Here is a 20,521-nt window from a genome sequence, read left to right as displayed (position 1 = left end):
GCATCAAGTGACGAACTTGATGCTTTTTTTATAAATGCAGATTCATGTTATAATCATGAGGAGTTTATAATTTATGTCGATAGAATGAGGTGTTAAAAATGGAAATCATTGATGTTACGCCAAAGACTGAAGCAGACTGGGAACGTATTTATCTTGAGGCTTTTCCGGAATATGAGCAACGTCCGATTGCGGATTTAGTTGCGATGTCTGAGCAACAGAGTGGCACAAGAATGCAAGTAATTACTGATGAGGACCAAGTAATTGGTGTCTTGTATTTGTGTGAAATAGGGGTAGCGAAGGCTTTTGTACTATATTTCGCTATGGATGCAGCAATTCAAAGCAAGGGTTATGGTAGTCATGCCTTAGCTATTTTGAAGGAACGTTATCCAGAAGGGCTGATCTTGGAGGCTGAAGAAACTGGCCAACAAGCAGAAAACGAAGAACAACGTGTTAAACGCTATGCATTTTACATGCGTAATGGCTTCCAGGATAAGCAATTGCTTTCTGAAAATTCTGGTGGCGTTTTCCATCTATTGGCAACGACCGAAGATGTTTCTGCAACGGAATACTTGCAAGCCATGCAGACATTGTCAATTGATGCAGTTATCCGTCGAGCACAATAAATTAGTTGAAAGAGAGCGAGACAAAAGTTGTTTTGAAGCCGGTGTGTAACGTGATTTGCGTCATTTTTGGCCGAAGCAAAGCGAAGGACAGGAATGGCTTAAATTGCGTTACATTGAGGCTTCAGACTTTTTGAACGCGTTTATGCTATCAAACTGAAATGCTTTTAATTAAGATATTTTTAGAAAAAGGAGTTGGAACATTTCCTCATGTCCCAACTTCTTTTGTGTTTATCTAATAAATTATGAAATGCCTTTCATTTTTCGTGCACTTTATTTATGATAAGGAACAAAGATATTTAAAAAACAGATTTTCAGTGTAAAGGAGCCAGCATGTCAAAATATATTATTTTTGACCTCGATGATACCTTATTAGATTTTCAAAAAGGTGAGGTTGAAGGGGTGAAAAAAATTCTAAAAACGAATGGTGTTGCTGATATTCATCAAGGCTTTTCAACCTATCAAACAATTAATCAAAAAGTCTGGCAGCAGATTGAAAGTGGCGTGCCACGACAACCATTACTGGACACCCGTTTTTCAAAAACGTTAGCTCTTTTTGACATTGATGCTAATGGTGTGAAATTAGAGGCCGAGTATCGTGAAATGTTGAATCATAATTTTTATACATTACCTGGTGCAACAGCTTTACTAGATAGTTTAAAGCAAAATGATTTCACGTTATTTGTTGGTACCAACGGGGTTAAAAAAACACAATTTGATCGTCTAGAAGGTTCCGGTCTACTAAAATATTTTGATGATTATTTTATCTCTGAAGATATTGGCTTTTCTAAGCCAAGTACAGAATTCTTTTTACCAATCTTTAATAAGTATCAGCAATTAACGCGGGAAAATACATTTATGATTGGTGATCGTTTACAGTCAGATATTTTGGGAGCAAATCGTGTGGGTCTGCGAAGTATTTGGTACAATCCCAATGAAATGGAAAATACATTTGACTATCAACCGACTTATACGGCAAACAGTTATGATCAAATCAAACAAATTTTATTATAAATAATTTGTTTTTTCTAAAGGAAGTCCTACTGTTGGGATTTTTTGGTAAAATAAGTCTTAATAAATGTATTTTATTGTGGTAAATAGGGATTATTACATATCACTAAGCGATTCTCTAATAGTAGGCAAGTTAGGTAAAAACATTCGCTTCTTGGATATGATGTTTAAGGTGGTTTTGGGAAAGGTAGGATTATTTATGGCACAGAATGGGCTTAAGCCAAGCATTAGCACATTAGGAATTATTTCCTTAGGTTCTGGTGGTGTAATTGGTAGTAGTTGGATTTACACGAATAGTCAGTTTTTTCATCAATATGGCGCGGGTGGAGAAATTTTTGGGTTATTGGCGGCATCAGTACTCGCGATTTTAGTTTCACTATCATTTGCTGAGCTATCAACGGTGTATCCGAAAGCTGGTGGTGAAGTTGTTTATGGATACAAGGCTTTTGGTAAAAAAGGTGGTATGTTTGCCGGGTGGGCATTGTTGGGTTCATATTTGAGTGCTTTGGCATTTTATGTGACAGCATCCAGCATGTTACTTTCACAGATTATTCCACAAATTGCTACTGGACCTGCTTATTCATTTGCTGGTATGAAGGTCCATTACACGGAATTAGCATTGGGTGTATTGATTACATTATTTATTTTCGCAATTAATTACCGTGGTGCTAGTCTAACGAGTAACGTACAAATTGTATTATTTATCTTACTGGTTATAATTGGAGTTGTGTTGGTTGTCGTTGGTTTTAGTCATGGAAAGCCTAGCAATTTTTGGCCCGCATTCTATGATGGGCAATCAAAGACACCTGAGATATTTAGATTTATCCTACCAGCCATGACGTTTCTAACTGGTTGGGAATCGATTGGTGTTATGGCTGAAGAGGTCAAAACGCCAGCTCGAAAAATTGGACGAATTGTTGTGATTGCCATTATGATTGCGGCAGCCTATTATTTACTAGTATTGTTAGCATCAGCTTGGATTCATCCTTGGCAAAGTACAGCAAAAATGGAAATGGGAACAATTGATGCCTTTAAAGCGGAAGGCTTCCCATTGTTGGGAACAGCAGCCTTTGTTATTTCGTTCTTAGGATTAGGAACAAGTTTCCTAGCATTGTTTTCAGCAGCACCACGCTTGATTTATTCATTAGCAGAACAAAAAATTTTGCCACAATATTTTGCAAAAGTACATCCAAAATATGGTACGCCAAGCCGTGCCATTGTGATGACTCTTGTATTGGTGTTATCACTTGGTTGGTTAGGTAAGGGAGCATTGACTTACTTTCTGGACATTGGTGGTTTCTTGACTGCCTTAGCCTGGGGAATCAATGCCTTTAACCTGTGGGCTATTCGTCGCAAGTACCCTGAATTAAAGGGTGGTTTCCGTAACAAACATCTATGGTTGCCGATATTGGGTGGTGTGATTGCTATTCTTATCGCGGTGGCAACGCTTATTCCTGGAACAGGCGTGTCATTAGTTTGGCCATATGAATATGTTATTTTGGGAATTTGGGTTGTCATTGGCTTGATCAGTTACTTCGCTGGTCGAAAATAACGCAAGTGTGATGACAACAAGTATGTAATATTTTGTTACACAGTTAAGAGTTATCGATTTACCAGTTTCATTGAATTGGTAGATCGATAACTTTTTTAATATATAGTTATTCCTCCTTTTGTTAACTAAATTATCCTATAATGTTAGGTAGCAACCTTAAATATTTAAGGTATGAGTAAGCTAAGAATAGGCAGTTTTTAAGGTTCAGCATCTATATTAAAAATAACAAAACTAACACAAGTGCAAGAGGGACGGTAATATTATGGCAGAAAATACGATTAAATTATTAGTTGTCGAAGATGACTATGCATTGAATGATACGGTGAAAGAAACAATTTCTGAATTAGGTGAAGTTGTTCAAGTCCATGATGGGGATGAAGGTTGGTTTGAAATTGAATCTGGTGTATATGATGCGGTCGTTTTGGATGTTATGTTACCTGGGCAAGATGGATTTACTATTTTAAAGAAGGCAAAAGAACAGTTTCCAAATTTGCCAATTCTCATGCTGACAGCCAAGGGTGAAATAGCTGACAAAATGCAAGGGTTTGATTTAGGGGCGGATGAATACATTACAAAGCCATTTTATAAAGAAGAGCTTTTGGCACGTTTGAAGACGTTATTACGTCATACAGGTGTGCTGGGACAGGATGGTGCCTTAGAGGTTGGTAATGTGCAGATTTATGTGGATCAACACAAGGTATTAGTTGATGATACAGAGGTTAGTTTACAGGGACGTGAATTTGGCCTACTAGTCTACCTGGTACAACACGTTGGACAAATTGTGACGAAGGATCAAATTTTTGATCGTCTCTGGGGGTTTGATTCTGATACATCATTAACAGTTGTTGAAGTGTATATGTCAAACTTGAGAAAAAACTTACGTCAAGCGGAGGCGCAAGTTAATATCAAAACATTGCGTAATGTGGGGTACACACTAAACGCGACGACTGAGGACTAATGGCTAAAGTTAAATCAGCAGAAAAACGACATTATCGTTTTAAAAAATTAAGATTACCAAAGTGGCTACAAAGAATCCGCGCTTCGTTGTCACAACAAGTTAAAATGACTATTTTAATGGTTGTTGGTTTTACATTAGTGTTCTTGTTAATTGGTAGTTTCTCAATTAGTCAGTTTCGAACGGTGATGTATGGCAACGCAGAATCACGTGTGGACAATGCCTTTAATATTCAAGCAAATCGTTTTGATCGTCCAGTTGTCCAAACTGAAACGGCACAAATCACTGACTATGTTGATTCATTTAAACACACATTGAACTTGCCAAAAGCAAATCGGGTTTATTTGCGTGAATATCGAGGTAGTTGGTATTTCTTTAATCGACATGGCGACGAATTAGCGTATGTGGATGTCACAGCTGAACACGAATTGGTTGAGTCATACCAGACACGTTTATTCTGGATTTATGTGTTGTCTGAGTTGGCCCTTTTGTTGATGGGAATGGCATTAACTAGAGCTAATATGCGGCCAATTATTCGCTCATGGAACCAGCAGCGAACTTTCGTCGCTGATGCAGCTCATGAATTTAAAACGCCGATGACGGTTATTCAAAATAATTTGGAACGGATGTTAGAGCATCCGAACGACACTGTTATGGACCAAGTTGAAAGCGTTGCTAATGCGTTGACTGAAGTTAGACATTTGAATCACTTGACCGGTGATTTATTGACGTTATCACAGGCCGATGCGGACATTCCAATGTTTGCGTTTGAGGAAATGGACTTAGCAGAGACGGTACGTGAGGTTGGTGACATTTATGAATACAATACCAATGAAAAGAATCAAACGCTAAAGGTTGATGTACCGAAAACATTACCAATTATTGGAGATGCGCAGCGATTGCGCCAATTACTTGTGATTCTTACGGATAATGCGCAAAAATATGCAGGTGAAGGAGCTAATGTTACGATTACCGCAATATCAACAAGTAGCGGTATTAAAATAACAGTTGCTGATACTGGAAAAGGTGTTTCAGAAGAAGATAAAAAGCATTTGTTTGACCGTTTCTACCGAATTGATAAGGCACGTTCTCGGTCCACAGGTGGTCATGGACTAGGATTATCGATTGCAAAATGGGTCGTTCAAGGACATCGTGGGACAATCGAAATCTTGGATAACAAACCACACGGGACAATTTTTAAGATTTTAATTCCTAAGAATCAAAAAGGTGCATCCTAAAATTTGGTTAATGGTTAAAAAAAGAGTTGGAACAAATTTTTTGTTCCAACTCTTTTTTAATTAATTTAGATTAAGGGTTTGGGGTGAGCATCAAAAACAGCAATCGTCTCATCTGCACGACCAACAACAACTTGGTCAACAATATTTAGGAACAAGCCATGTTCTACAACACCGACCATACTAGTCAACTCACGTCCCAATTTAAAAGGATCAGGCATTTTAGTAAAATGCAAATCAATTAAGTAATTGGCTGAGTCTGTCCGAACTGGGTTGCCATTTTGGTCCAAGCGCCAAGTTGGTTGGTAACCAGCATATTTCAAACGCTTAAATAGTTGATCAGCACCATAGGGGATGACTTCTACAGGAAGATAATGAGTCAATTGTGGTGCTAATTTTGTGTCATCAACGACCCAAATATTACGACGTGAATTAACGGCAACGATTTTCTCCCAAAGTAAAGCGGCTCCACCACCCTTGATTGCTGCAAAATTCTCATCAATTTGATCAGCACCGTCGATTGTCAAATCAATGTGGTCAACATCATCAACATTATGCATGGGAATGCCAAGTTTTGCCGCGGTACGACGCGTTTTATCAGAAGTAGGAATCCCCTTGATTTGCAATCCTTCTTCCGCCACACGCTTACCTAGCGCCTCGACAACAAAGGCAATGGTTGAACCTGACCCAATACCTACCACCATACCATCTTCAACGAATTCAGCTGCACGATAACCGGCTAATTTTTTAAGTGCAGTTTGATCTGCCATAAGGATAATGCCTCTTTCTTAAATTTTTTCTTGTCTCCATTATCTCTCATTAAATAGGGTTTAGGCAAATATGAAATTAGAAAATGTTACACTGGATAAATAACTTTTAAAAAAGGTGGCAAAATTTCATGATTGAGATGTGGCATGAAGAAAAAATAGAGGCATTCCGTCAGACATTACTTGATTGGTATGATAGAGAAGGCCGTGCAGATTTACCTTGGCGTCGAGACAAGGAACCCTACCATGTTTGGGTATCAGAAATTATGTTACAACAGACCCAAGTTCAAACGGTCATTCCATATTTCGAACGATTTATGAAAAACTTTCCAACGATAACAGACTTAGCAATGGCGCCAGAACAACGGTTATTAAAAACTTGGGAAGGGTTAGGTTACTATTCACGTGTTCGGAATATGCAAAAGGCAGCCCAACAAGTAGTTAATGATTATGATGGTGTTTGGCCAAGTGATATGCAAGCTCTACAACAGTTAACGGGTATCGGTCCATATACTGCAGCAGCTATTGCTAGTATATCTTTTGATGAGCCAGTACCGGCCATTGATGGTAATGCATTTCGTGTCTTTGCACGGCTTTTCAAAATTGATGCAGATATTGCACAAGCAAAAACAAGAAAAATTTTCTTTGAAGTGGGTCAACGATTAATTGATCCTGAACGTCCGGGTGATTTTAATCAAGCAATAATGGATTTGGGATCATCATATATGAGTGCAAAAAATTATGATAGTGAACATTCACCAGTTAAGAAATTTAATGCTTCATATTTAGATGGAACCGAGGATTTGTATCCAGTAAAGACAAAAGCGCCTAAACCTAAACCAGTGACCTATTTTGCCATTGCCGTTAAATCATCAGTAGGGTATTTATGGGAACAACGTCCAGCTGATGGGTTGTTGGGGAATTTTTGGACAATGCCCTTATATGCATTAACTGATTTTATAACGGACAGTGATGCAAACTGGACCGAAGAAGAAATGGTTGCAGCAACGCAAAAAAGATTGGCAACAGATTATGGTGTAGTGGCCGATTTAAAGAAAGTGGCTGGTCGGCCAGTTACCCACGTGTACACGCATTTGAAGTGGACAGTAACGATTTTAACTGCAGAGGTGGCACCACAGCGACTTGTTCGCGGGCAATGGCGTGCAATTGAGGATATTCAAAGTGACCCACAGCCTAAAATACAAGAGAAAATATGGCAACGGTTAAGCTAAGATGTGTCTAGTCATGGCGCCCTAATGAATAATTTATGACAAAAATTTCTGTTATTTAACAAATCAGGGACTAGTGTTTCACGTGAAACACTAGTCCCTGATTTTTAGATTCAACTCGGTCAATCTATTGAATAGATAGGCATTTTGCGGTATTCTTTTAGTATTGGAATCAGTTTGGAGAAAGATAATGAACCCCGAAGAATTTGCGGCGGCACTACGCGATAAAAACGTTATTTTAGACGATAAACAATTGGCACAATATCAAACGTATTATGATCGTTTGGTATCGGTTAATGAACATATGAATTTAACGGCCATTACTGATCGTGACGATGTGTATTTGAAGCATTTTTATGATTCACTAACTTTAGCATGGGCATATCCTAAGCTACAAACTGATCAACTTCGTATGATTGATGTTGGTGCAGGAGCTGGTTTTCCATCACTGCCATTAAAGATAGCGTTTCCACAATTAAAAATTACTATCATCGATGCATTGAATAAGCGCATAAAATTTCTACAGGAGCTAGTTACCGAACTGGGGCTTGAAGACGTGACAGTTGTTCATGCGCGAGCAGAAGAATTTGGTCATAAAAAAGCACCAAATCGTGAACAATTTGATGTAGCGACTGCTAGGGCTTTGGCTCGATTAAATGTATTGGGTGAACTGACATTACCACTGGTTAAGGTGGGTGGTGCATTACTAGCAATGAAAGGTAGTGCTGCCAGTGAAGAATTGCATGAAGCGCAGGGAGCGATTACAAAATTAGGTGGTAAAATTGGTCAAGAAGTGCCAGTTAACTTGCCTAATGGTGATCCTAGAACAATTATCATCATTGATAAGGTTAGTGCGACACCTAATCGTTATCCTCGTAAACCAGGAGATCCAGCACGCAAACCGTTGTAGGAAGGGGAAAATAATGGGACACATTATTGCATTAGCAAACCAAAAAGGTGGTGTTGGTAAAACAACCACAACAGTCAACTTGGCTGCTTCGTTAGCATCTTTTGGCAAAAAAGTATTAATTATTGATACCGATGCTCAAGGTAATGCAACATCGGGAACTGGTGTGCATAAATCGAATATTGAACAAGATATTTATGACGTGTTAATTAATGACGTGCCATTAGAAGATGTCATTTTACCAACCTCACATGAAGGGGTCGATATTGTACCGGCTACGATTAGGCTTGCTGGTGCAGAGTTGGAATTAGCACCTGTAATGGCGCGTGAGTTGAGATTAAAGAATGCTCTAGGAGATATTCGAGAGCAGTACGACTATATTTTAATCGATAATCCGCCTTCACTAGGACTAGTGACAATCAATACTTTTTCGGCGGCTGATTCAATTTTGATCCCTGTCCAAGCTGAATATTATGCATTAGAGGGGCTGGGTCAACTAATGAATAATATGAAATTGGTGAAGCGCCACTTTAATCCAGACTTAGAAGTTGAAGGGGTTCTTATGACAATGGTCGATCCTCGTACAAATTTGTCAGCTGATGTTATTGAGAATGTTCGTGAGTACTTTGGTAGTGAGGTCTATGAGACTGTGATACCACGTAATGTTCGTCTGTCTGAAGCGCCATCACGTGGTATGGCCATCATTGATTATGATCCAAAATCAAAGGGTGCTGAGGTATATACACAACTAGCAAAGGAGGTCCTAGAGTCTCATGGTGAAATCTAAAAAAACTGGATTAGGCGGTTTCGGTAAAAAAGGTGGCGGTCTTGGTGCTTTGTTTGCTGATCAAGGGCTTGATACTTCGGTATCTACTAGTGATGAAGTGCGTGAAATTGACGTTGACAAGATGGTTGCTAATCCGTTCCAACCACGACGGGTATTCAATCAAGATAAATTACAGGAATTAGCTGAATCAATTAAGCAAAATGGTGTTTTGCAGCCAGTTATTGTACGGCATAATCCTAAAAACAGTAGCCAGTATGAGATCCTTGCTGGGGAACGTCGTTGGCGTGCTTCGCAAATTGCTAATGTAGAAACTATTCCAGCAATTGTACGCAAGTTGGATGATGATCAAATGTTGCAGGCAGCCATTTTGGAAAATTTGCAACGTGAAGATTTGACACCGCTGGAAGAAGCACAAGCATATCGTGATATGATGGACGGCCTTCATTTGACACAAGAACAAGTGGCAAAGCGTTTGGGTAAAGCACGATCAGCGGTTGCTAATTTTTTGCGTTTGTTGAACTTGCCTGATGAGGTGAAAGATTTGCTAAACGCAGGGCAATTATCTATGGGGCAGGCACGAACATTATTGGGCTTACGTAATAAGCGACGTATTGTACCAGTTGCCAAACGTGCAATTGCCGAGGGCATGACAGTTCGTCAATTAGAGCAATTAGTCAACAAATTGAATGAGCAGTCAACAGTAACCAAAGATCAACCAAGTTTGTCCCCTTATATCAAGGCATCAACGACAGCTTTAGAAAATAAGTTTGGGACTAAGGTGCATATGACCCGTAACCGTAAGGGCGCTGGGAAAATTGAAATCACTTATTTGTCAGATGAAGATCTTAATCGGATTTTCGAGACATTAGGCATAGATTTGGATGCGGAATAGTGGAGGCAGTGATGTACAACTTACATGATATTGTTGAAATGAAAAAACCGCATGCATGTGGTGTGAATGAATGGCAAATTATGCGTGTCGGTGCTGATATGAAGATTGTGTGTCAGGGGTGTCAACGACAGGTTGTCATGACACGACATGATTTTGACAAAAGATTTAAACGTGTATTAAAGAGTGCACAAGATTAATGAAAAGAGAGATGGGTAAATAAAATGGCTCTTACAGCAGGAATTGTTGGCTTGCCAAACGTTGGTAAGTCAACTTTATTTAATGCAATTACTAAAGCGGGTGCAGAAATGGCGAATTATCCATTTGCAACCATTGAACCAAATGTCGGCATGGTTGAAGTACCTGATGATCGTTTGGATCGTATTCAAGAATTGATTCCAGCAGACAAGGTTGTGCCAACAACATTTGAATTTACTGATATTGCGGGTATTGTAAAGGGTGCTTCACAAGGTGAGGGACTTGGTAATAAATTCTTAGAAAATATCCGCCAGGTCAATGCAATCGTTCATGTTGTACGTGCGTTTGATGATGATGATATCACCCATGTTTCTGGTAAGGTTGACCCATTAGAAGACATTGAAACGATCAATACAGAGTTAGTATTGGCTGATTTAGAGTCTATTGACAAGCGTTACAGTCGGGTTGAAAAATCAGCTAAGTCAGCTAAAGATAAAGAAGCCATTGCTGAACTAGCAGTCTTAGAACAATTGAAACCAGCATTAGAAGCTGGTAAGCCTGCTCGGTCAATTGACTGGGATGAAGATGAACAAAAAATTATTCATAACTTGTTCTTGTTGACTTCAAAGCCGGTTCTGTATGTTGCTAATGTTTCAGAAGATGATATGGCTGATCCTTCAGAATCTGAATATTATCAACAAATTAAGCAATATGCAGAATCAGAGGGTGCAGATGTAATTGGTATTTCTGCCCGTGCTGAAGAAGAAATTGCTGAAATGGATGATGAAGATAAAGCAGAATTTATGGAATTACAAGGTATTTCGGAACCCGGTTTGAATCGTTTGATTCGCGCTGCTTATCATATGCTTGACCTACGTACATTCTTCACTGCTGGTGGTAAGGAAACACGTGCTTGGACATTCCGAGCAGGTATGAAAGCACCTCAAGTTGCGGGAGTTATTCACTCAGATTTTGAACGTGGATTCATTCGTGCTGAAACGGTGTCATTTGAAGATTTGGACAAATATGCGTCAATGAAGGCGATCAAAGAAGCTGGTCGTCGACGTTCAGAAGGAAAGGAATACGTTGTACAAGATGGTGACATCATTGAATTCTTGTTTAACGTTTAATTGGGGAAAATTATGACAGAGTCAAAGGAACAAACACAATCACAAGCGCCTAAGCCAACGCTGCCAACAGTGCAAGAGCTGGCAACATCAGGGTTGACCAATCGTAATCAGGAATTTATTCGTCAGATGGTCATTCTTGCTAATGGGGATGAGTCAAAGGCACAGTTGATTACAGAAGTTGGTGCAAAATTATTGACTGCCCAAAAAACAGGGGTCACAGCAAAGCAATTATATAATTCACCAGCTGAAGCAATGGGATTAAAGACTGAGGCAGAAAAGAGTGATGATACTCGTGGTTACGCAAGTTATGGTTTTTGGCCACTTGCAATTGATAATGCAATTGCATTCTTTATGATGTTTAGTTTCATGTTCGGACTAACATTATTGTTTAGTGGTGTGAAATCATCATCAGCTGGCTCTGCTGGGGCAGCCGGTATTACTTCATTGATTTTGACATCAATCTTGGGTGGTATTTTCTTCTCAGCTGTTACATTAACACTTGCACCACGTCGAGATGGCAAGCATGTATCATTTTGGAAAAAGGCAATTGTTACAGTTGGGGCCTTTGCAATTTGGTTCTTAGCATATCTAGGCTTTGCCTTCTTGCCAGCAGTAATCAATCCATTACTACCAGGTTGGGTATACCTTGTCATTGCAGTGATTGCATTCCTAGGATTCCGCTATTGGCGCGCAAAGACAGGAATTAAGGGTGGCTTCCTTGGCGCAAATGCTCAGCCACAATCTCGGAAAAAATAGCTAAAGAAGCAGTGAGGGTAAATTAATGAAGATTTTGATTGTTGATGATGACCATGAAATTGCGGAATTGCTAGAAATCTATGTAAAAAATGAAGGCTATGAGCCAGTTATTGCTAGTGATGGTAAAGAAGCACTTACTAAAATTCGCACAAATCCTGATATCGGATTAATTATTTTAGATATCATGATGCCTGAAATGAGTGGTACAGAGGTCTTGAAAGAAGTTCGTAAAGACAACCCAGTACCAATTTTGTTACTGTCAGCAAAATCAGGTGCTATGGATAAGATCCAGGGATTGATTACAGGTGCTGATGATTATGTGACAAAGCCATTTAATCCATTAGAAGTTATGGCACGTGTACGAGCATTATTACGTCGTGCCCAAAATGGGTTGGCACAAGCCACGCCAGAAGTATTAGATGTTGGCCCATTGACAATCAATAAAGATAGTCATGAAGTACGAACTGCTGATGGTGTTGACATTAATTTAACAGCGTTAGAATTTGGTATATTGTACCTATTAGCATCACATCCAAATAGAGTGTTCAGTGCTGATGACATTTTTGAGCGTGTCTGGCAGCAAGAATCTGTCGTTTCAGCTAAAACGGTTATGGTCCATGTGTCACATTTGCGTGATAAGTTGGAAGATGCAACTGGGGGTAACCAAGTTGTACAAACTGTTTGGGGTGTTGGTTACAAGATTGAAGTACTTTAATACAGAAAGGCAGTGGGGATGAAACTAAGAGTACTGAGTTGGCTTTTGTTAACGGTCAAGGCAGTGGTTTCCGCCCTGCTTTTTGTATGCATGGGAATTGGTATCATTCTCCTGATGCAACCACATTGGCACACAAATAATTTAGTATCAGAATTAATTGATATATCACAGCGGTCGCTAGTAACCGTTACGATTGTTGGTGGTATCTTACTAATTATCTGGCTAGGTTTGCTGTGGCAGTTTTATGAACGAACAAAATTGGCGGAATTGATAATAGCAGTAAATAAATTAGTGCCACAAGTGGGTGATACAAAGAGTAAAGGGTTGGAAGTTAAACGCTGGGGACATCGTTTGCAACCATTAGCAGAAAATATTAACGGTGTATTTGAGGCGGCGCAACAAGCTATGATGGAAGAACATGAGATTGAGCGCTCGAAAGATGAAATGGTGACGAATGTATCACACGATTTACGAACACCATTGACATCGATTTTAGGCTATTTAGGGTTGATTATTAATGATAATGGACAACAAAAATTGCGCCGTGAGGAAATTATGAAATATGCGCAAACAGCTTTTGACAAGTCCGGTCAAATGAAATCATTAGTTGAAGATTTGTTTGATTACACACAAGTTCATCAAGTTGACTTTAAACTTCATTGGGCACCGTTGGATTTGGCAGCAATGTTACAGCAACTTGCGGTGAATTACGAGCTCGAGGCAGAACAAAAGGGTGTTGTCATTTCTGCTGTGTCAAATCCGGCTGTTATTGAAATGGTCGGTGATCCTGACCGATTAGCACGTGTATTTATGAATTTGATCAATAATGCCTTGAAGTATGGTGAAGGGGCAACCTTTGTCCGTTTATCCGCAAAAGCAGTAACTGAGGAGAATCAGGTGGAAATTCGCGTGACAAATAATGGAGCTAAAATTCCCGACGAATCAATCAAGCGCCTATTTGACCGATTCTATCGTGTTGAAAGTTCGCGCAATACTAAAACGGGTGGTACAGGATTGGGACTTGCTATCGTCAATGGGGTTATCAATGCCCATGGTGGCCAAGTACGAGTTGAATCAGATGATAAACTCACTAGTTTTATTATTAATTTGCCGTTAACACCGGAAGATGATGAATTACCAAATTAATAGAGCGAGACAAAAGTCGTTTTGAAGCCGGTGTGTAACGTGGTTTGCGCAATTTTTGGCCGTAGCAAAGCGAAGGACAGGGATTGCGCAAATTGCGTTATATTGATGCTTCAGACTTTTGGAACGCGTCTATGCTATAAAAATTACAGGCTTATAATTAATACAGATTTAGCAAGAAGAAATTGGAACATTTTCTTTTGTCTCAATCTCACGTTAAAAGGCATCAATCTACTATCTTAGCGGATTGATGCCTTTTTAGGCTATATTAATTTATGTCCCAGACTCGGTTTTTACTTAGTTGTGGGAACTTCTTTTATAGGATGCTGTTGTTGCAAAGTGCTTAGAATTTTTTCAGCTTCCAGCTTGTGGAAAAGCACACTAGCAGCAGACTGCATGAGTTGCGTTTCCAATGATACGCCTTCCAGTGGTTGATTGGTTGGGTTTTTGAAAAATCCTAATAGCGTATCAACAAATGAGTCGTAAGCTTTTTTGGGATAATCATCAACAGTGATTTGATCGATTGCTGCTCGAATTTGATCCAATGAAAAGATTGGTTTTAGCAATGAAATGATCAAAATATCAGCAATTTGTAGCGTTTGGTACTTCTTCTTTACAGGTGCTAAAATCATCTTTTTTTTGACGTAGTTGTTAATCATCGTTGAAGTAACAGTAGGCATTTCAAGCGGTGCTAACACCTGATTAATATATTCAACTACTTGATCCATATAGAGGTCAAAATTTGGTAGGTCATCCCAATGTGGGAAAACGATGTCTTCAAAGTTATTTTTTTTCAATGTATTTACAGTCATTAGTTGTAACCTCATATCATTGTAGATTTTACCTTAATATTATATCACACCTAGACCATGAAACTAAATGATAGTTATATCTGGTCTAAAAAAGTTTGCTGTTTGATAAATTAAAAGTATTGAGGAAAATAGGACAAGGGAGCTGAGATTGTGATAATATGGGTACAATTTGAGTTTTAAGTATGGGAGGGGTTTTGTTATGCAGGAATTTATGGCTTTAAATCGGAATTTAAAGCTAAGAACGTTAACCGTATTTTTAACAGTCTTACTTGGTAGTTCAATTGGCCCCAATATGACAATTTATTATGTGCAATATTTTGGTGCTTTTGTATCTGGATTTTTGTTAATGGTTGTTTCTGTAGCTGGTTTTATTGCCGGACTGTATGGCGGTCATTTATCGGATGTATGGGGACGTAAACGAACAATGTTGATCGGATCAGCGTTAATTATATCTGGCTATGCATTGGCAATGTTAATGAATGCACCATGGTTTACGAATCCGTACATCACTTTTATCGGTTTTTTAATGGCATCAATTGGGTCGTCATTAGCAGACCCAGCTGAACAGGCAATGATGATTGATGCATCAACGATAAAAAATAGAAAGTTTGTCTATGCGTTGATTTATTGGATTATTAATATTGGTGTGATGTTAGGTGCAGCCATTGGTGGTTGGTTCTTCCGTGATTATCTATTTGAACTGTTATTAGGTTCGGTTGTCGTGGGCATAATTAATGCGGCGATCATTAAGTTTGGTATGTCAGAGACGCTGAATATGGATAATGTGCACGCAAGCTCATCCGTTTGGAGTGCTGTCAAATCTTATGGGCAAGTATTATCTGATAAGCGCTACGTATTGTTTATGTTTGGCTCGATTTTTGCAGTTGTTATCTATTCACAGCCAGATTTTTATTTAGCTGCTCATTTGACGCAATCTTTCCATGATTACACCTTCATGGGTATCCATTTTTATGGACAACGTATGCTGTCATTTATGTTAGTAATAAATACTGTCATGATTGTGTTGGTGATGAATTGGATCAATCGTTATACTAATCGTTGGCCGTTAATTCGGAGTTTTGCAATTGGTACATTTATTCAAGGATTTGGTTTCGCTATTTCATTTTTGTTACGTGATTTCTGGCCATTGGTCATGGTTTCAGTTGTTTTCACGTTGGGAGAAATTATCAACGTACCTTCAAGTCAAACCATGCGTGCGGACATGATGAATCCTGTGCAAATTGGTGCTTATTCTGGCGCTTTCTCAGCAACTCGTCCCGTAGGTAATATTATCTCAGGGTTGATGGTTTCATTATCACAGTTTACAAATGATTGGGGTATGGCAGGAATTTTAATGGTTGGGACGTTGGTTGCCATGGGCACAATTATCAAATCAGCAAAAATGCCAGCGCAATTTGAAACCGAAACAATGCAGTAAAATATTTGACAGGATGATTATCAAACTTACGTGCTTATATATAATATATTTTTAGTTAATAAAGGTTGGAACATTTTCTTTTGTTTCAGCCTTTTTATTTTCATTTCTAGAACAAAATAAAAAGCCAACAAGCGTAATCGCTCATTGACTCTTTGTAGCTGGGATAGCTGGATTCGAACCAGCGAATACACGGTACCAAAAACCGATGCCTTACCACTTGGCCATATCCCAATAATAATGGGGGCTATAGGATTCGAACCTATGAACCCGAAGGAATGGATTTACAGTCCACCGCGTTTGACCGGACTTCGCTAAACCCCCATATGTATGAAAAGTAATAATTAAATTATCACCTCAACGAATATATACTATACAGAATACTTATTTACTTGTCAACACTATTTGAATTATTTTGTTTAACCACGATTGGTAAAAAGTGTCAGCTGTCCATTCTTGCAATTTATGGCGATTATAACCAACGCTAGGATTGTAGTAAGTAATCAAATGTTTTTTACGTGGAGGGACAGTAACGTGGATATGTCCGTAGAAAACATGTTGGACATTATCGTACTGTGCTAACAATTCGCCTGTTTTAGTTGAACCAAGGACACCATTGACCATTGCCCAACGAGAATTATTATTCGGGTAAAAAATCTCGTCGTTGATTGGCGCAAAGTGTGTATAGAAAATAACCTGTTTATGGTGTCTAACGGCATCATCTAGTAGTCGTTTCATTTGATAATGGCCTAACGCCATTCGTTCTAAATCACTCATCGGCTGATCAATGACACGATCGTAGTAGAAACCAGAACGGAAACGTGCAATGGCTTCTGGATCAATATCAGGCGTAAAGCTATAGTCATACCAACCGTTATGACCAATAATCCGCCAATCAGAATTAGGAATGTCAATATATTGATTATGAAGATAAAGTGGATCGAGATTGGTTTCTAATTCTGAAAACGAAATATTACGTCCCATATCATGGTTACCAGCAATAAATAATACTTTTGTGTCTGTCGCCAAAGCAGCTTGTAAATCATGAACGTATTTTAATGACTTTTCGAAATCATTAAATAAATCACCAGCAATTAGGTAATAATCTGGTCGTAACTTGTGAAGAGTTGTTGCTTGTTGAACAAGTACTTTTTCAACATCTTGCTTATTAACATCAAGATGATTATCACTTGATACAATAATTTTGGTCATAGAAACTCCTTTTGCCACACAATCTCATAAATTGATTATAACAAAAGTGATAAAAAAATTAGTAGGAAATGATAGTAGCGCTTGTGGAAAGTTATAAATTCAAGTAAAATTTAACAAGTGACATTTTTGTCATCATGTTCAGAGTAGAAGAACACTTTATTTGAATGAGGAGTTTTTATCATGAAAACGGAAAAGAAATTTCTGGGACAACCCTACGGTCTAAAAACATTATTTATGACCGAAATGTGGGAACGTTTCAGTTACTATGGTATGAAAGCCATCTTGCTATACTACATGTGGCATTTAATTAGCACTGGTGATTTAAATATTACTAGAGCGACGGCCGCATCAATTATGGCTATTTATGCCTCAATGGTTTATTTATCAGGAGTTGTTGGTGGTTTTATTGCTGATCGTATTCTAGGACAGCGGCGGACGGTGTTCTGGGGTGGTGTCCTGATTATGTTTGGCCACATTGCATTGGCACTACCTTTTGGGTCAACAGCAATGTTTATTTCAATGATTCTAATTGTATTAGGAACTGGATTGCTTAAGCCAAATGTTTCTTCAATGGTTGGGTCACTATATGAAGACAGTGATAGTTCTCGAGATTCTGGATTCTCAATCTTTGTGTTTGGTATTAATTTAGGTTCATTTATTTCGCCATTGCTAGTTGGTTGGACACAAAACAGTGTTGGATTCCATGCTGGATTTTCACTAGCGGCCATTGGTATGTTCTTTGGTTTGTTGCAGTACCATTTTGGTGGCAAGCATTTACATGAAGATTCAAATTATGCACCTGATCCATTACAAGAGGAGGAAGTTAAGCCTCTAGTTATTAAGATCATTTTGGGGATTGTATTCTTTGTATTAATTGTTGTTTTGATGAACTTGATGGGCTGGAATAGTCTACAAAACTATGTTAACCTATTGACCATTGTTGCAATTATTTTGCCAATTTCATATTTTGTATTAATGACAACATCAGCCAAAGTAACAAAAGAAGAACGTTCACGCGTATTCTCATATATTCCATTGTTCTTAGCTGCTGTATTATTCTGGGCAATTGAGGAACAAGGTTCAATTGTTTTGGCAACATTTGCTGCTGAACGTGTTGATACTTCATGGTTCCCGGCTGCCTGGTTCCAGTCATTGAATCCATTGTTCATTATGCTTTATACGCCATTCTTTGCTTGGCTATGGGTAAAATGGCAAAAGAATCAGCCTTCCTCACCAATGAAATTTGCCATTGGACTAATGTTCGCTGGCTCTTCATTCTTATTGATGGCATTACCAGGTACGTTGTTTGGTACCTCAGGACGTGTGTCACCATTATGGCTAGTTGGGTCATGGGCTTTAGTTATTATCGGTGAAATGCTGATTTCTCCGGTTGGACTATCAGTCACGACTAAACTTGCACCAAAGGCATTTATGTCACAAATGATGTCAATGTGGTTCCTGGCTTCATCTGCTGGATCAGCATTGAATGCACAATTAGTAACGTTATATTCACCAGACAATGAAGTTGCCTACTTTATGTGGTTTGGTTTAGCTTCAGTTGTATTAGGAATTCTATTAGTATTCTTGGTGCCACGCATCAAACGTTTGATGGCTGGTGTGAAATAATTTATATATAGAATGGAACAGAAGTTGTTTAGGAGCTAATGATTGTTATATTGCTTCAATTCTTTTGGAATCCATTTATGGTCATCAATCTACTGACTTGGAATTGGTAGATTGATGGCTTTTTTGTGATCAAATAAATAACTATTAAAAAGTGCTTGCAATCTGTTTTTTTTACTGGTATGATATAAGAGTTGTCGGGGCAGAAATGCTTGATACACATATGGGGGTTTAGCGAAGTCTGGTCAAACGCGGTGGACTGTAAATCCATTCCTTCGGGTTCATAGGTTCGAATCCTATAGCCCCCATTATTATTGGGATATGGCCAAGTGGTAAGGCATCGGTTTTTGGTACCGTGTATTCGCTGGTTCGAATCCAGCTATCCCAGCTACAAAGAGTCAATGAGCGATTACGCTTGTTGGCTTTTTATTTACAATAATCAATATTGACAGTAAAAATAAAATGCACTAAAATGATTAAGTCATAGATATTGGGATATGGCCAAGTGGTAAGGCATCGGTTTTTGGTACCGTGTATTCGCTGGTTCGAATCCAGCTATCCCAGTTATTGTGTATCAAAGCACCTGTCCAACTGAACAGGTGTTTTTTTATTGAATATCAAAAATTATTAATAGGCGAAATGCAGTAATGAAAGTATTTGGGCTATGCAAAAATTGATTATTCAATAAGATATAATGTTTGGTTAAAACCCATAAAATGCACGCTGAGATATGGTAAACTTAATAGAAATTGACTAATGAAAGGTGACCCATGTTTACAAATTATGATTTAAAAAAACAAGCGAAAATGCATGTGCTTGGTAGTAACTTTGGTACAGCCATAAAATTATCGGCTATTTTAATTATTTATCAAATTGTCACATTAATTCGTGAAAATAATCAAGCATTATCAGATGCTACGAATCAGATGACAAATAACTCAGATAGCGTGAACATTCAATACTCTTCGGATTTAGCACGGGAATCAATGGCAACGGCGGCGCAGATTTTTACCACGAGTCTGTTATCTGAAGTAATTTTAGGTGTTTTTACGCTAGGAATTGTTTGGACATTTGTTCAATGGCGTCGGAATGGTAAAGTGCCTGAGAAGCCTTTACAGGCAAGCTTCAAATTTTGGAGCAAACGGACGATTGTAGATATCGTTGTTTTGTTAGGGCTACGATTTATCTTCACTGTTTTATGGACCTTTTTGCTGATAGTTCCTGGCATTATAAAGACATATTCTTATTCACAAGCACCATTACTATATGCTGATGATGTGCGTGCTGGTCGTGAAATTTCATCAATCACGGCTTATTTGAAAAAATCAGAAGAGATGATGCGTGGTTATCGAATGAAATTATTCTGGTTACAAGTGAGTTTCATTCTATGGTGGATTTTTTCGGCGTTAACCTATGGTGTTGCTGCAATATTCGTTGTGCCATATTATCAGGCAACCATGGCTGAGTTTTATCTAGCTGTTCGGAACGGACAGACAGTACATCGGGAAACGATGCGCGCTGATGAAAATGACGAACTATAATTAT

20 protein-coding genes and 5 tRNA genes are annotated in these 20,521 nt (G+C 38.6%); 20 read left to right on the top strand and 5 right to left on the bottom strand.

Going from position 1 to position 20,521, the window contains the following annotated elements:
- Nucleotides 1-98: 98 nt before the first annotated feature.
- The 5 genes from HMPREF0877_RS04780 to HMPREF0877_RS04760 all read left to right on the top strand — a co-directional run bounded on the left by HMPREF0877_RS04780 (nucleotide 99) and on the right by HMPREF0877_RS04760 (nucleotide 5,376).
- The gene (locus HMPREF0877_RS04780) at nucleotides 99-623 is read left to right on the top strand and encodes a GNAT family N-acetyltransferase (RefSeq protein ID WP_002828110.1); all 525 of its coding nucleotides are present in this window, start codon (nucleotides 99-101) and stop codon (nucleotides 621-623) included.
- Nucleotides 624-953: 330 nt separating this feature from the next.
- Nucleotides 954-1,634: a YjjG family noncanonical pyrimidine nucleotidase gene (locus HMPREF0877_RS04775; RefSeq protein WP_002828109.1), complete on the top strand. Its 681-nt coding sequence runs from the start codon at nucleotides 954-956 to the stop codon at nucleotides 1,632-1,634.
- Nucleotides 1,635-1,830: 196 nt separating this feature from the next.
- Nucleotides 1,831-3,183, top strand: a complete 1,353-nt coding sequence (locus HMPREF0877_RS04770) for an APC family permease (protein WP_040760601.1) — start codon at nucleotides 1,831-1,833, stop codon at nucleotides 3,181-3,183.
- Nucleotides 3,184-3,445: 262 nt separating this feature from the next.
- Nucleotides 3,446-4,141, top strand: coding sequence for a response regulator transcription factor (locus tag HMPREF0877_RS04765; RefSeq protein WP_002828107.1), 696 nt, complete (start codon nucleotides 3,446-3,448; stop codon nucleotides 4,139-4,141).
- Nucleotides 4,141-5,376 carry a sensor histidine kinase gene (locus HMPREF0877_RS04760; protein ID WP_002828106.1) on the top strand — a complete coding sequence of 412 codons (1,236 nt, stop codon included), beginning with the start codon at nucleotides 4,141-4,143 and terminating at the stop codon, nucleotides 5,374-5,376. Before HMPREF0877_RS04765 ends, HMPREF0877_RS04760 begins: the two co-directional genes overlap by 1 nt.
- Nucleotides 5,377-5,441: 65 nt before the next feature.
- Here HMPREF0877_RS04760 and rpiA read toward each other — a convergent pair whose 3' ends face one another.
- Complete coding sequence (gene rpiA / locus HMPREF0877_RS04755; RefSeq protein WP_002828105.1) at nucleotides 5,442-6,143, bottom strand: ribose-5-phosphate isomerase RpiA; 702 nt, start codon at nucleotides 6,141-6,143, stop codon at nucleotides 5,442-5,444.
- 128 nt (nucleotides 6,144-6,271) lie between these two features.
- On the opposite strand from rpiA, the gene mutY reads away from it, so the two are divergent.
- The 9 genes from mutY (at nucleotide 6,272) to HMPREF0877_RS04710 (ending at nucleotide 13,897) form a co-directional block, all read left to right on the top strand.
- Entirely contained in the window at nucleotides 6,272-7,372 is a 1,101-nt protein-coding gene (gene mutY, locus HMPREF0877_RS04750) for an A/G-specific adenine glycosylase (RefSeq protein WP_002828104.1), read from the top strand.
- Between the two features lie 187 nt (nucleotides 7,373-7,559).
- Nucleotides 7,560-8,279, top strand: a complete 720-nt coding sequence (gene rsmG, locus HMPREF0877_RS04745) for a 16S rRNA (guanine(527)-N(7))-methyltransferase RsmG (RefSeq protein WP_002828103.1) — start codon at nucleotides 7,560-7,562, stop codon at nucleotides 8,277-8,279.
- A 13-nt stretch (nucleotides 8,280-8,292) separates the two neighbouring features.
- Entirely contained in the window at nucleotides 8,293-9,063 is a 771-nt protein-coding gene (locus tag HMPREF0877_RS04740) for a ParA family protein (RefSeq protein ID WP_002828102.1), read from the top strand.
- The gene (locus HMPREF0877_RS04735) at nucleotides 9,050-9,955 is read left to right on the top strand and encodes a ParB/RepB/Spo0J family partition protein (protein ID WP_002828101.1); all 906 of its coding nucleotides are present in this window, start codon (nucleotides 9,050-9,052) and stop codon (nucleotides 9,953-9,955) included. The genes HMPREF0877_RS04740 and HMPREF0877_RS04735 overlap by 14 nt, the downstream gene beginning before the upstream one ends.
- Before the next feature lie 11 nt (nucleotides 9,956-9,966).
- Complete coding sequence (locus HMPREF0877_RS04730) at nucleotides 9,967-10,152, top strand: DUF951 domain-containing protein (protein WP_040760599.1); 186 nt, start codon at nucleotides 9,967-9,969, stop codon at nucleotides 10,150-10,152.
- A gap of 24 nt (nucleotides 10,153-10,176) precedes the next feature.
- Entirely contained in the window at nucleotides 10,177-11,280 is a 1,104-nt protein-coding gene (ychF, locus tag HMPREF0877_RS04725; RefSeq protein ID WP_002828099.1) for a redox-regulated ATPase YchF, read from the top strand.
- Between the two features lie 12 nt (nucleotides 11,281-11,292).
- Nucleotides 11,293-12,036: a DUF1129 domain-containing protein gene (locus HMPREF0877_RS04720; protein ID WP_040760596.1), complete on the top strand. Its 744-nt coding sequence runs from the start codon at nucleotides 11,293-11,295 to the stop codon at nucleotides 12,034-12,036.
- A gap of 25 nt (nucleotides 12,037-12,061) precedes the next feature.
- Nucleotides 12,062-12,751 (top strand): response regulator transcription factor, encoded by a 690-nt coding sequence (locus HMPREF0877_RS04715; protein WP_002828097.1) that lies wholly within the window; start codon nucleotides 12,062-12,064, stop codon nucleotides 12,749-12,751.
- An 18-nt stretch (nucleotides 12,752-12,769) separates the two neighbouring features.
- Nucleotides 12,770-13,897 carry a sensor histidine kinase gene (locus tag HMPREF0877_RS04710; RefSeq protein WP_002828096.1) on the top strand — a complete coding sequence of 376 codons (1,128 nt, stop codon included), beginning with the start codon at nucleotides 12,770-12,772 and terminating at the stop codon, nucleotides 13,895-13,897.
- A 290-nt stretch (nucleotides 13,898-14,187) separates the two neighbouring features.
- Here the strand turns inward: HMPREF0877_RS04710 and HMPREF0877_RS04705 are convergent, their stop codons facing one another.
- Nucleotides 14,188-14,706: a DUF1836 domain-containing protein gene (locus tag HMPREF0877_RS04705; protein WP_050755312.1), complete on the bottom strand. Its 519-nt coding sequence runs from the start codon at nucleotides 14,704-14,706 to the stop codon at nucleotides 14,188-14,190.
- Between the two features lie 199 nt (nucleotides 14,707-14,905).
- Here HMPREF0877_RS04705 and HMPREF0877_RS04700 point away from each other — a divergent pair, with 199 nt between their 5' ends.
- Entirely contained in the window at nucleotides 14,906-16,144 is a 1,239-nt protein-coding gene (locus HMPREF0877_RS04700; protein WP_002828094.1) for an MDR family MFS transporter, read from the top strand.
- A gap of 158 nt (nucleotides 16,145-16,302) precedes the next feature.
- Here the strand turns inward: HMPREF0877_RS04700 and HMPREF0877_RS04695 are convergent.
- From HMPREF0877_RS04695 to HMPREF0877_RS04685, 3 genes are all read right to left on the bottom strand, one after another.
- Nucleotides 16,303-16,375: transfer RNA gene (locus HMPREF0877_RS04695), tRNA-Gln, on the bottom strand.
- Nucleotides 16,376-16,382: 7 nt separating this feature from the next.
- Nucleotides 16,383-16,465, bottom strand: a tRNA-Tyr gene (locus HMPREF0877_RS04690).
- A 60-nt stretch (nucleotides 16,466-16,525) separates the two neighbouring features.
- Nucleotides 16,526-17,353: a metallophosphoesterase gene (locus HMPREF0877_RS04685; protein WP_040760594.1), complete on the bottom strand. Its 828-nt coding sequence runs from the start codon at nucleotides 17,351-17,353 to the stop codon at nucleotides 16,526-16,528.
- 180 nt (nucleotides 17,354-17,533) lie between these two features.
- Here HMPREF0877_RS04685 and HMPREF0877_RS04680 point away from each other — a divergent pair, with 180 nt between their 5' ends.
- From HMPREF0877_RS04680 to HMPREF0877_RS04660, 5 genes are all read left to right on the top strand, one after another.
- A complete protein-coding gene (locus tag HMPREF0877_RS04680; RefSeq protein ID WP_002828092.1) occupies nucleotides 17,534-18,979 on the top strand; it encodes a peptide MFS transporter in 1,446 nt (481 codons plus the stop codon).
- A 222-nt stretch (nucleotides 18,980-19,201) separates the two neighbouring features.
- A tRNA-Tyr gene (locus tag HMPREF0877_RS04675) sits at nucleotides 19,202-19,284 on the top strand.
- Nucleotides 19,285-19,291: 7 nt separating this feature from the next.
- Nucleotides 19,292-19,364 (top strand) — tRNA-Gln (locus HMPREF0877_RS04670).
- A 103-nt stretch (nucleotides 19,365-19,467) separates the two neighbouring features.
- Nucleotides 19,468-19,540: transfer RNA gene (locus tag HMPREF0877_RS04665), tRNA-Gln, on the top strand.
- A gap of 206 nt (nucleotides 19,541-19,746) precedes the next feature.
- The gene (locus HMPREF0877_RS04660) at nucleotides 19,747-20,517 is read left to right on the top strand and encodes a DUF975 family protein (protein ID WP_002828091.1); all 771 of its coding nucleotides are present in this window, start codon (nucleotides 19,747-19,749) and stop codon (nucleotides 20,515-20,517) included.
- Nucleotides 20,518-20,521 lie beyond the last annotated feature (4 nt).

The sequence above is a fragment of the Weissella paramesenteroides ATCC 33313 genome (assembly GCF_000160575.1).
GTDB classification, from domain to species: Bacteria; Bacillota; Bacilli; order Lactobacillales; family Lactobacillaceae; genus Weissella; species Weissella paramesenteroides.
The sequence above is the reverse complement of the archived record's forward strand: the minus strand, read 5'-3'. Positions and strand labels throughout refer to the sequence as shown.

Bases quoted from the DNA above. Each gene is read 5' to 3' on its own strand.
- HMPREF0877_RS04680 (WP_002828092.1), top strand. From the start codon at position 17,534: ATGAAAACGGAAAAGAAATTTCTGGGACAACCCTACGGTCTAAAAACA.
- HMPREF0877_RS04715 (WP_002828097.1), top strand. From the start codon at position 12,062: ATGAAGATTTTGATTGTTGATGATGACCATGAAATTGCGGAATTGCTA.
- HMPREF0877_RS04740 (WP_002828102.1), top strand. From the start codon at position 8,293: ATGGGACACATTATTGCATTAGCAAACCAAAAAGGTGGTGTTGGTAAA.
- HMPREF0877_RS04685 (WP_040760594.1), bottom strand. From the start codon at position 17,353: ATGACCAAAATTATTGTATCAAGTGATAATCATCTTGATGTTAATAAG.
- HMPREF0877_RS04735 (WP_002828101.1), top strand. From the start codon at position 9,050: ATGGTGAAATCTAAAAAAACTGGATTAGGCGGTTTCGGTAAAAAAGGT.
- ychF (WP_002828099.1), top strand. From the start codon at position 10,177: ATGGCTCTTACAGCAGGAATTGTTGGCTTGCCAAACGTTGGTAAGTCA.
- HMPREF0877_RS04780 (WP_002828110.1), top strand. From the start codon at position 99: ATGGAAATCATTGATGTTACGCCAAAGACTGAAGCAGACTGGGAACGT.
- rsmG (WP_002828103.1), top strand. From the start codon at position 7,560: ATGAACCCCGAAGAATTTGCGGCGGCACTACGCGATAAAAACGTTATT.
- rpiA (WP_002828105.1), bottom strand. From the start codon at position 6,143: ATGGCAGATCAAACTGCACTTAAAAAATTAGCCGGTTATCGTGCAGCT.
- HMPREF0877_RS04775 (WP_002828109.1), top strand. From the start codon at position 954: ATGTCAAAATATATTATTTTTGACCTCGATGATACCTTATTAGATTTT.
- HMPREF0877_RS04730 (WP_040760599.1), top strand. From the start codon at position 9,967: ATGTACAACTTACATGATATTGTTGAAATGAAAAAACCGCATGCATGT.
- HMPREF0877_RS04705 (WP_050755312.1), bottom strand. From the start codon at position 14,706: ATGACTGTAAATACATTGAAAAAAAATAACTTTGAAGACATCGTTTTC.
- HMPREF0877_RS04700 (WP_002828094.1), top strand. From the start codon at position 14,906: ATGCAGGAATTTATGGCTTTAAATCGGAATTTAAAGCTAAGAACGTTA.
- HMPREF0877_RS04660 (WP_002828091.1), top strand. From the start codon at position 19,747: ATGTTTACAAATTATGATTTAAAAAAACAAGCGAAAATGCATGTGCTT.
- HMPREF0877_RS04720 (WP_040760596.1), top strand. From the start codon at position 11,293: ATGACAGAGTCAAAGGAACAAACACAATCACAAGCGCCTAAGCCAACG.
- HMPREF0877_RS04710 (WP_002828096.1), top strand. From the start codon at position 12,770: ATGAAACTAAGAGTACTGAGTTGGCTTTTGTTAACGGTCAAGGCAGTG.
- HMPREF0877_RS04765 (WP_002828107.1), top strand. From the start codon at position 3,446: ATGGCAGAAAATACGATTAAATTATTAGTTGTCGAAGATGACTATGCA.
- HMPREF0877_RS04770 (WP_040760601.1), top strand. From the start codon at position 1,831: ATGGCACAGAATGGGCTTAAGCCAAGCATTAGCACATTAGGAATTATT.
- HMPREF0877_RS04760 (WP_002828106.1), top strand. From the start codon at position 4,141: ATGGCTAAAGTTAAATCAGCAGAAAAACGACATTATCGTTTTAAAAAA.
- mutY (WP_002828104.1), top strand. From the start codon at position 6,272: ATGATTGAGATGTGGCATGAAGAAAAAATAGAGGCATTCCGTCAGACA.